The sequence below is a fragment of the Dolichospermum lemmermannii CS-548 genome (assembly GCF_028330815.1).
Classification (GTDB): Bacteria; Cyanobacteriota; Cyanobacteriia; order Cyanobacteriales; family Nostocaceae; genus Dolichospermum; species Dolichospermum lemmermannii.
Window position 1 is genome coordinate 19238 of the sequence record NZ_JAQMTJ010000205.1, and the last position, 11199, is coordinate 30436.

At 40.0% G+C, this 11199-nt stretch carries 5 protein-coding genes; 2 read left to right on the forward strand and 3 right to left on the reverse strand.

Annotation, left to right across the window (positions count from 1 at the left end; genetic code table 11):
- Positions 1-22: 22 nt before the first annotated feature.
- The 3 genes from lpxC to purC form a co-directional block, all read right to left on the reverse strand.
- Positions 23-871 carry a UDP-3-O-acyl-N-acetylglucosamine deacetylase gene (gene lpxC, locus PN450_RS13355; RefSeq protein ID WP_148767008.1) on the reverse strand — a complete coding sequence of 283 codons (849 nt, stop codon included), beginning with the start codon at positions 869-871 and terminating at the stop codon, positions 23-25.
- A gap of 222 nt (positions 872-1093) precedes the next feature.
- Positions 1094-3496 carry a BamA/TamA family outer membrane protein gene (locus PN450_RS13360; protein WP_271836634.1) on the reverse strand — a complete coding sequence of 801 codons (2403 nt, stop codon included), beginning with the start codon at positions 3494-3496 and terminating at the stop codon, positions 1094-1096.
- Positions 3497-3546: 50 nt separating this feature from the next.
- Complete coding sequence (gene purC, locus PN450_RS13365) at positions 3547-4290, reverse strand: phosphoribosylaminoimidazolesuccinocarboxamide synthase (protein ID WP_271836635.1); 744 nt, start codon at positions 4288-4290, stop codon at positions 3547-3549.
- Positions 4291-4524: 234 nt separating this feature from the next.
- Here purC and metH point away from each other — a divergent pair, with 234 nt between their 5' ends.
- Both metH and PN450_RS13375 read left to right on the forward strand, forming a co-directional pair.
- The gene (metH, locus tag PN450_RS13370) at positions 4525-8067 is read left to right on the forward strand and encodes a methionine synthase (protein WP_271836636.1); all 3543 of its coding nucleotides are present in this window, start codon (positions 4525-4527) and stop codon (positions 8065-8067) included.
- Positions 8068-8364: 297 nt separating this feature from the next.
- Positions 8365-11046 carry a DNA methyltransferase gene (locus PN450_RS13375; RefSeq protein WP_271836637.1) on the forward strand — a complete coding sequence of 894 codons (2682 nt, stop codon included), beginning with the start codon at positions 8365-8367 and terminating at the stop codon, positions 11044-11046.
- Positions 11047-11199 lie beyond the last annotated feature (153 nt).

An 11199-nucleotide genomic window follows, 5' to 3' on the forward strand; every position in this document is an offset into this window, starting at 1 on the left:
AAGATGGGTAAATTTGGGAATTTTAGATCAGTTCTAAAATTTTCCGTGCCAGTTGAATGTGTAAATTATGACTAGCTTTGTAAGCCAAAAAATGAGCAACAGGGAAAATTCCTAGTAAACTTAAATCTCCGACTAGATCCAAGATTTTATGACGAACTGGTTCATTTGCAAATCGTAATGGTGGATTTAGCCAACCTTCCACCCCACAAACTAGGGCATTAGCCAAACTACCACCTTTAATTAATCCCGACTTTTGCAGATGTTCGATTTGATGCTGTAACCCAAAAGTCCGTGCTGGCGCAATTTCTGAAGCAAAGTCAGCAGAAGATTTTTCTAAACTTGTCGTTAATAACCAACTGTGCCATTGATTACCAATTGCCGCCAAATTAAAATCTATCCCATAGCTAAATCTGGTTTCTGGTGCCGGTAGGGCGCAAACAAAAGTATCACCTTCATAAATCCAAATCGGTTCGGTAATAACGACAGGTGCAGGTAAATTACTCACCATTTGGGCAAATAAACCAACTTCAGCAATTCTTTCACACCAAACTTGAGCAGAACCATCTAAAAGCGGTACTTCCGGTCCATCAATTTCAATTCTGGCATTATCCACCCCCATAGCCGCCAAAGCAGCCAATAAATGTTCCACAGTGCGAACACAGACTTGACCCTTACCCAATTGAGTAGAAAGCACAGTCTGACTCACAGCCGCAACTTGGGCGGGAATAATTGGTGAATTCGGTAAATCTACCCGGACAAAAAAGCGATTACTTCCCGGTGGTGCTGGTAATATTCGTACTTGAGTATTGACCCCACTGTGTAACCCCACACCAGTCTGAGTAATTTCCCCAGCTAAAGTATGTTGCTGCATCATCTAATAATCCAAATATTGTAGTTAGTATTGCTCAAAACTCTGATTATTCTTGTCTGAAAAATATTAAATATTATTAAGGTACAGAAGTCAGAATTCAGGAGTCAGAAGTAAAATTCTTAGCCACTGACCACTAACCACTGTACGGGCGAAGCATTTGGAGAACTATTTTGGCAATGACCGATAATTTATCTTCCAAATGCTTCGCCCCTACTGACCAATTTAAAATCTTTCCCCAATGCCAAAATTGATCCGACTATCACCTTCATCAGTGACACCGTAATCTATGCGAATTGGTCCGAGTGGAGATTGTATCCGCAAACCTAAACCATAGCCATAGCCATTGCCATTTTTCTTTAACAATTGTGCAGATTGGGTACTACTTCCCAAGTCACTACCATAGTCAAAAAATAGTGCGCCACTGACAACCGAGAAAACCGGAAAGCGATATTCAACAGCAGCTTGGACATACTTACTACCCGTGCCTAATCTGCCCTCATCATACCCGCGAACTGAATTACTACCACCTATGGTAAAGGCTTCATAGGGAGGTACATCCCCAAAGATTGTCCCCCCTTGCAGGTTAAATGCCAAAGTTTGGGGTTTTTTGCTAAAGCTAAGTAATTTAATCGGTAGATACTGACTATAGTTACCCCTAAGCCTAGTCATAAAAACACTACCTGTGCCTATAGGTACAGATTGATCAACTCCAAAGCTGAGGAAAGAACCTTTGGTGGGTTGTAAGGAATTATTGCGGAGATCCCTTTGTGCGCCCAGCTTCAATAGTAATAAATCATCTTCTCCTGAAGGCGAAAGGGTGAGAGGAGTTCTATCACTGATGATATTTCCATTACTATCAAATATCGCCCCTTCCTTTCTCAAATTACCGTCAGCATCACGACCGGAAACCCGTTGATACTGGAGTCCAGCGGAAGCCAGCCACTCGGAATTTTTGAAAGGATTGCGGGAAAGGGGACGGGTAAAGGTGACACCACCACCTAACCGGGTAATCCGAGGGCGATCTTGTTGATTTGTATCCGTAATATTGTTAGGATCAAAGGTATCAATACTCTTGTCTTTACCTTCAAAAATCAAGGAAACAGAACGACGACGGAAAATATTTGTCGTATATGAAGTGCGATAAGGATCACCAGCAATCCAAGGATCAGTAAAGCGCAGGTCAAATAGTAGTTCTCGTTCTCCTAACTGTAACTCCGTCCCCAATTTTTGGTTTCTGCCCCCCAGGTTTTGCTGCTGATAGCTGATAGTTCCAAATAAACCACTAGCAGAGCTAATTCCCGCCCCAGCAGCAATAGAACCGCTATTACGTTCAGTTACATTTACTAGTACATTTACCTTACTGGGGTCACTACCAGGAGCAAGGGATATAGGCTCAGTATCAGGTGGTTCAAACAATCCAAGTCCATATACTCGCGCTAAATCTCTCTGTACTGTATTTCGATTGAATACTGTTCCTGATTTTAATTCTAATTCCCGCGTAATAATATAATCCTTTGTCCGTCCGCGAATTGGGTTGCCTTTGTCGTCTACGAACTCACCATCTTTGTTCCGGAATCGGACTTTAACGCTTTCTACAACCCCTTCTGCCACTTGGAGGGTGACAACGCCATTTTCTGAGACTTTGGGCGCTCCAACTAAGTTGGCAAGTACATAACCTTGGTCTTGATAAAGTTTGGTTAATTTCTGAATGCCTTCGTTTAATTCCCGCAAGTTGAGAATTTTGCCATATTGACTGCTAAATATTTCGTTGACCGTCGCAGCAGGAAGGACAGAGGCTACACCCGTACCAGGGTTGGCTTCTAATTCTACTTTAGAGAGAATGGGATTGGGGGCAACAATAAAACTTACCCGCACACCAAGGGGGGTATCTTCTGGAAATGCTTGGACGTTGGAGAAAAACCCAGTTCTAAAAATCGCACTGATATCTTCTTGCAGTTGGGAACGGGTGGTTGTTTGTCCAGCTTGGGTGCGAATTACTTTATAAACTTGGGTTTCTAGTTCCGGGGTGATTTGTCCTGTTTCTGATTTAATTGCTACCTCTGACACCAATACGCGGGCTTCGGTTGCTTCTGGATTGGGTGTGGGTGCTACTGTTGGCGGATTTAGTTTTTCTTGATTGGATTCAGTCGCAGGAGGTTGAGTCGGTTTTACTAGGGGAACTGGTGTTTTTTTAGGAACTATTGTCGGTTTGGGGACAACCTCAGATCCCTTTTTTATGGTTGTGGGTGATGTTGTTGAAGGATTTGGTTTTTTCCGAGTCGGTTCGGCCTTTGCTGTAATGGGAACTATTGTCGAGTTGGGTATAATTACAGATCCCTGATCTACTGATGCTGAGTTGGACTTTAAAGCTTTAATAAGAGGGGAAAATTTGTGAGATTCTCTTTCTCCAACTATTGGTGCTACCAGGGGATAAGATGCTGGATTTTCACTAGCATCACCTTTGACAAGATTCTGTGTTTCTGGCTGGTTTGTTGCTACTGTCAAAACTTCTGTGGTCTGTGGGTGACTATCAGTCGTTTGGGCATTTGCTTTGACAGAAATTGCTAAAGGGACGGTCATGGCTACCATAGCCATTAATCCGGGTGTTAAATGTTTTTTAATCATATTTCTCTTCACTACCACACACCATTATTGTTAATCACTGGAAAATTTACTTACTCAGCTTTGGAGCTTTCTACTACTTTTAATACTCTCTGCAAAACCTCCTGATAGGCATTTTCTACGTTTCCTAAGTCCCGACGAAAACGGTCTTTATCCATAATGCGGCGGTTAGTATCGGTTTCGGCTATGTCCCATAAACGACAGGTATCGGGACTAATTTCGTCGGCTAAAAGCACTTGCTGTTGTGAATCCATGCCAAATTCAAGTTTAAAGTCCACTAAGGTAATTTGGCATTTTTCCCAAAACTGCTTGAGAAATTCGTTGATTTCCAATGCAAGATGAGTAATTTGAGCAACTTGTTCCGGTGTGGCTAATTCTAGGAGAAATAAGCGATCGCTTGTCAGTAAAGGATCACCTAGATTATCATCTTTATAATAGAATTCCACCAAAGGCCGTGATAACACAGTCCCTAGTGCTAACCCAGTTTGCTGACACAGGCTACCAGCCGCAATATTTCTTACCACCACTTCTAAGGGGATAATTTTTACAGCTTTAACTCTCATCAAATTGGGGGCTGGACTATCAATAAAATGAGTTTTAATCCCCTGTTTTGCCAATTGTTGGAACAGTTGACTAGAAATACTACAGTTAATCATGCCCTTGTTTTGAATGCTGCCCCGTTTTTGAGCATTAAAGGCTGTAGCATCGTCTTTAAAATCAGCCAACAAAACCTCTGGATCATCTGTTGCGTAAAGAATTTTGGCTTTGCCTTCGTAGAGTTTAGAATTAACAGACATGGTAGTAGATACTGTTTTCGGTAATGGACTGCTTAAATCTGAAAGTTTCACTATTTTAAGTAGGGAACAGGGAACAGGGAACAGGGAACAGGTAATTGGTAATTGGTAATTGGTAATTGGTAATTGGTAATTGGTAAATAATTTTCTTCCTCCTGACTCCTGACTCCTGACTTCTGACTCCTGCTGTAAATTAAGTCTAGTATTACAAAAATAACTCTATTTTTTCACACAATTATGACCCATCCCTTTCTCAAACACCTACATAGTCCCGAACGTCCCGTTATCGTCTTTGACGGTGCAATGGGTACAAACCTGCAAACCCAAAATCTTACCGCTGAAGATTTTGGAGGCGCACAATATGAAGGCTGTAACGAGTATCTAGTCCACACCAAACCCGAAGCCGTCGCCAAGGTTCACCGTGATTTTCTCGCCGCTGGGGCTGATGTCATTGAAACTGATACCTTTGGCTCTATGTCCATAGTTTTAGCAGAATATGACTTAGCAGACCAAGCTTACTATCTCACGAAGAAAGCCGCCGAACTTGCCAAAAGTGTAGCTGCGGAATTTTCCACCCCGGAAAAACCCCGATTTGTAGCTGGTTCTATTGGTCCAACCACCAAACTTCCGACTTTGGGACATATTGATTTTGACACCATGAAAGCCTCTTTTGCTGAACAAGCAGAAGCCTTATTTGATGGTGGTGTGGATTTATTTCTCGTAGAAACCTGCCAAGACGTGCTGCAAATTAAAGCCGCATTAAATGGGATTGAGGAAGTTTTTGCTAAAAAAGGGGAAAGAAGAGCCTTAATGGTGTCTGTAACTATGGAAAGCATGGGAACAATGCTGGTAGGTACAGAAATCAACGCCGTAGTTACTATCCTCGAATCTTACCCCATTGATATTCTCGGCTTAAATTGCGCCACTGGTCCCGACTTGATGAAACCACATATCAAGTATTTATCCGAACATTCCCCATTCGTAGTTTCCTGTATTCCCAATGCGGGTTTACCGGAAAACGTTGGCGGTCAAGCACATTACAAACTTACGCCCATAGAATTACGCATGGCGTTAATGCACTTCATCGAAGATTTAGGTGTCCAAGTGATTGGGGGTTGCTGTGGGACACGACCAGCACATATTCAACAATTGGCGGAAATTGCTCACGAGTTAAAACCAAAAGTTAGACAACCAATTTTAGAACCATCAGCCGCATCAATTTATACGACTCAACCCTATGAACAAGAAAATTCTTTCTTGATTATCGGTGAACGTCTTAACGCCAGTGGTTCTAAAAAATGCCGTGATTTACTCAACGCTGAAGACTGGGATGGTTTAGTCTCAATGGCGCGGAGTCAGGTAAAAGAAGGCGCACACATCCTTGATATCAACGTTGATTATGTGGGACGTGACGGCGTACGTGATATGCACGAGTTAGTTTCTCGTGTTGTCAATAATGTAACTTTACCTTTAATGCTGGATTCCACCGAATGGGAAAAAATGGAAGCGGGTTTAAAGGTAGCTGGTGGTAAGTGTTTACTCAATTCTACCAACTATGAAGATGGCGAAGACCGATTTTTGAAAGTGCTAGAATTAGCTAAAAAATACGGTGCTGGTGTCATTATTGGGACAATTGACGAAGATGGTATGGCGCGGACAGCAGAGAAAAAGTTTCAAATTGCCCAACGGGCTTACCGTCAAGCTGTAGAATATGGGATTGCGCCTACAGAAATATTCTTTGATACTTTAGCTCTACCGATTTCTACGGGGATTGAAGAAGATCGGGAAAATGGTAAAGCTACCATTGAATCCATTCGCCGTATTCGTCAAGAATTGCCTGGATGTCATGTGATGTTGGGCGTTTCCAATATCTCCTTTGGCTTAAATCCCGCCTCGCGCATGGTGTTAAACTCGATGTTTTTGCATGAAGCTATGCAAGCGGGCATGGATGCAGCAATTGTCAGCGCGAGTAAAATTTTACCTCTGGCTAAGATTGAACCGCAACATCAAGAAGTTTGTCGGCAGTTAATTTATGATGAACGTAAATTTGATGGTAATGTCTGCGTTTATGACCCCTTGGGAGAATTAACCACAATTTTTGCCGGAGTCAAAACTAAACGGAATACGGGAATTGATGCCAGTTTACCCATTGAAGAACGTTTAAAACGTCATGTTATTGACGGTGAACGCATTGGTTTAGAAACCCAATTGACAAAAGCTTTAGAACAATATCCTCCCTTACAAATCATCAATACTTTCTTGTTAGACGGAATGAAAGTTGTTGGTGAATTGTTCGGGTCTGGACAAATGCAATTACCTTTTGTCTTACAATCTGCCGAAACCATGAAAGCTGCGGTTGCTTATTTAGAACCGTTTATGGAAAAGTCGGAATCTGGGAATAATGCGAAGGGAACTTTTGTAATTGCGACGGTAAAAGGTGATGTTCACGATATTGGTAAAAACCTGGTAGATATCATTTTATCTAACAATGGTTATAAGGTGATTAACCTGGGAATTAAGCAATCTGTAGAAAACATCATTCAGGCTTACGAAGAACACAAACCTGATTGTATTGCCATGAGTGGATTGTTAGTAAAATCCACCGCTTTCATGAAAGAGAATTTACAGACTTTCAATGAAAAAGGAATTACTGTTCCTGTGATTTTAGGTGGTGCTGCTTTAACTCCTAAATTTGTAAATCAAGATTGCCAAGGAACTTATAAAGGTAAGGTTATTTATGGCAAGGATGCTTTTTCTGATTTGCATTTTATGGATAAGTTAATGCCTGCAAAAACAGCAGGTAATTGGGATAATTTCCAGGGATTTTTGGATGAAGTTGAAGAAAATGGACATCAATCTATTGCGGAAAATAGCGGGCAAGATGCCCACCCTACACTAGATAATTCTGATGTTAAAAAAGAGGTTGATACTCGGCGTTCTGAGGCTGTAGCTGTAGATATTGAACGTCCAAATCCACCTTTTTGGGGAACGCAGTTTTTACAACCTGATGATATTTCTTTGGAGGAATTATTCTGGTATTTAGATTTGCAAGCTTTGGTGGCTGGACAATGGCAATTCCGCAAGCCCAAGGAACAATCTAAGGAGGAATATCAGGCGTTTTTAGCTGATAAGGTTTATCCAGTTTTGGAAGAGTGGAAACAGCGCATTATTGAGGAGAATTTATTACATCCTCAAGTGATTTATGGCTATTTTCCTTGTCAGTCTGTGGGGAATAGTTTGTTGATTTATGAAACGAACCGCAGAGACGCAGAGGACGCGGAGGTAAGAGTTAGTTTTGAGTTTCCCCGTCAGAGGTCTTTTAATCGGTTATGTATTGCAGATTTTTTTGCACCTAAGGAGTCGGGAATTATTGATGTTTTCCCTATGCAAGCGGTGACTGTGGGGGAAGTTGCAACGGAGTTTGGACAAAAGCTATTTGCCGATAATAAATACACTGACTATCTGTATTTTCATGGTATGGCTGTACAGGTGGCTGAGGCTTTGGCTGAATGGACTCACGCTAGAATCCGCCGGGAGTTAGGTTTTGGTGATTCTGAACCGGATAATATTCGGGATATGTTGGCGCAGCGTTATCAAGGTTCTCGGTATAGTTTCGGCTATCCTGCTTGTCCGAATATTCAGGATCAGTTTAAGCAGTTGCAGTTGTTGGGGGTTGATAGGATGAAGATGCACATGGATGAAAGTGAGCAATTGTATCCTGAACAGTCTACAACGGCGATTATTACTTATCACCCTGCGGCTAAGTATTTCACGGCTTAATGTTTTATCCCCCTTCGTTTTGTAATGGAGGGGGAGTTTACAAGAGGTTGTTTGAAAAGTTTTTAATGTATAAATAAACCCCTCTCCAAACCTCTCCCCGACGCGGAATGTGGGTTTGAAACCCCCATTCCAGCTAACAAAAGTTTTTCCGCTTCCCTCTCCTCGTAGGAGAGGGTTAGGGAGAGGTAGGGAAGGGGGTTAGGTTTCTGGAGATTATCGGTTTCATCTAATACTTTTAAAACACCCTCTAAGTCAAAAGTTAAAAGTTAAAAGTGGTGGTTTATATTTTTTATTCTCATGACATCAGCAACACCAGAAAGTTTATCTAAATTCGTACAATTCTGTAACCAACATATCACCGGACAGGAACGCAAAGAAGCACAAACATTTCTCGACCGCTTTTTTCGTGCCTTTGGCCATGAAGGTGCTTTAGAAGCTGGTGCAACTTATGAGGAAGCTATTAAAAAAAGTAGTAAAACTGGTAAAACTGGTTTTGCTGATTTAGTTTGGAAACCCCGCGTTTTAATAGAAATGAAAAAACGAGGAGAAGACTTAAATAAACATTATTCCCAAGCCTTTGATTATTGGATGCGGTTAGTCCCAAATCGTCCTAAATATGTGATTTTATGCAACTTTGATGAATTTTGGATCTTTGATTTTAATATTCAATTATATACACCTGTAGATAAAATTACCCTGGAACAACTGCCAGACCGCGCAGGAGCATTGGTATTTATGGAATTAGGGCAAAAAACCCCTGTATTCCAAAATAACCAAGTAGAAGTAACTGTGAAAGCTGCCCGTCGCATGGGAGAATTATTATTAGAGTTAGAAAGTAGGGGAATTGAAAAGTTAATAGGACAGAGATTTATTTTACAATGTGTTTTAGCGATGTTTGCGGAAAAGAGACAACTGTTACCCCGTGATATGTTTATTTCTTGTGTCCAAGATTGTATGAAAGGGGAAAGTTCCTATGATGTTTTGGGTGGTTTATTTCGGGAAATGAATCAACCAGGAAAAACACCAGCGGGACGTTATCAAGGAGTGGATTATTTTAATGGGGGTTTATTTTCTCAAATTCATGCAATTGAATTAACCAGGGAGGAATTAAACTTTTTAGATGTTTCCGCGCGAGAAAATTGGAGTAAAGTCCGTCCGGCTATTTTTGGGAATTTATTTGAAGGGAGTATATATAAGGAAGAACGTCACGCGCGAGGAATTCATTATACTTCGGAAGTGGATATTATGAAAATTGTCCGACCGACAATTAGCCGTTATTGGGAAGAGAGAATTGAGGAAGCAGGGACAATTAAGGAACTTTCAAAACTGCAAATAGAATTACAAGGTTATCGAGTTTTAGATCCTGCTTGTGGTTCTGGTAATTTTCTTTATATCGCATATCAGGAATTGAAGAGAATTGAAATCTTGCTATTAGAGAAAATTCAATCTTTGCGTAAGTCTAAGGATAAACAAATGCAAATGGGTTTGGTGACTCCTTTGCAATTTTATGGAATGGATACAAATCCCTTTGCGGTGGAATTAGCGCGGGTGACTTTGATGATTGCGCGAAAAATTGCGATTGATAATTTACAGTTAACTGAACCTGCTTTACCATTGGATACTTTAGATAATAATATTTTTTGTCAAGATGCTTTATTTCGTGAATGGCCAAAAGCTGATGCAATAATAGGAAATCCGCCATTTTTAGGTGGTAAAAAATTGAGAATAGCATTAGGAGATGAATATGCAGAAAAGATATATAAAGCTTTTCCAGATGTTAAAGGACAACCAGATTTTTGTGTATTTTGGTTTAGAAAAGCTGCTGATTTATTAGATAATAAAGGCAGAGGAGGATTAGTGGGTACAAATTCTATTGCTCAGGTTTCTGGGAGAAAAGCCAGTTTAGATTATATTGTTAGTAAAGGTGGAATTATTCATGATGCAATTTCTACTCAAACTTGGTCTGGAGATGCTGCGGTTCATGTGAGTATTGCTAATTGGACAAAGGAAAAACAAAAACAAAACTTTTTAGATAGTGTTGAAGTTCCGTTTATTACCTCTTCTTTAAAAAGTGAGATATCAGTCAATAAAGCGGAAATTTTAAAAGCCAATAAAAACTTTTCTTTTCAATCTTGTGAATTATCTGGTAAAGGATTTCTAATATCTGAAGAAGAAGCTAGAGAATGGATAAAAATTGCTTCTAAAAATGCAGATGTTTTAAAACCAATGATTGATGGCAAAACTTTAATTAATCCCTGTTTAACATTAGATTGGGTAATTGATTTTAATGATTTATCCATAGAAGAAGCAAGTGAATATCAATTACCTTTTCAGCGTGTACAGGAAAAAGTCAAACCAGAAAGAGATCAAAACCGTAGAGACGCAAGAAGAATTAATTGGTGGAAATTTGGTGAAAAAAGACCAGCTATGAGACAAGCAATGTCTTCTCTATCTTATTATTTCGCTATTCCAAAAATTGCTAAGTGGGTGATTTTTACACCTGTGGATGTTTCTATTTTACCTTGTGAAGCTAATATGGTAATTGCTTCAGATGATTTTTATATTTTGGGGATTCTCACATCTAATTTACATCGAATGTGGGTAAAAGCGCAAAGTTCAACTTTAGAAGATAGAACTCGATATACTAATACAACCTGTTTTGAAACCTTCCCATTTCCGCAAACAGCAGATATTCAAATAGTAGAAAAAATCCGCACCAAAGCCGAAGAACTCCATCAATATCGAACTCAACAAATGGAAACAAAACAATGGGGAATCACCACATTATATAATAAATTCTTCAACGAACCCAGTAGTCAACTTTATAAACTCCATCAACAATTAGATAAACTGGTAATGGACGCTTATAAATTCACCCCAGAAGATGACATATTAAAAAAACTGCTGACATTGAATTTAGAACTAGCAGAAAAAGAAAAACAGGGAATAAAAATTGTTGGACTATATTCACCTAATTAAACTAGGGATATACCCCACATTCCGCACCCCAAACTGTCACAGATCAAAAAAGCCCTTAAAGTAGTACATAATAACTAAAGCCAATTCAAAAATTAAGATGCTTAATGAGAATAAGTAGCATTAAAAGGGACGTGGTGTGATAAAGTGAAACTT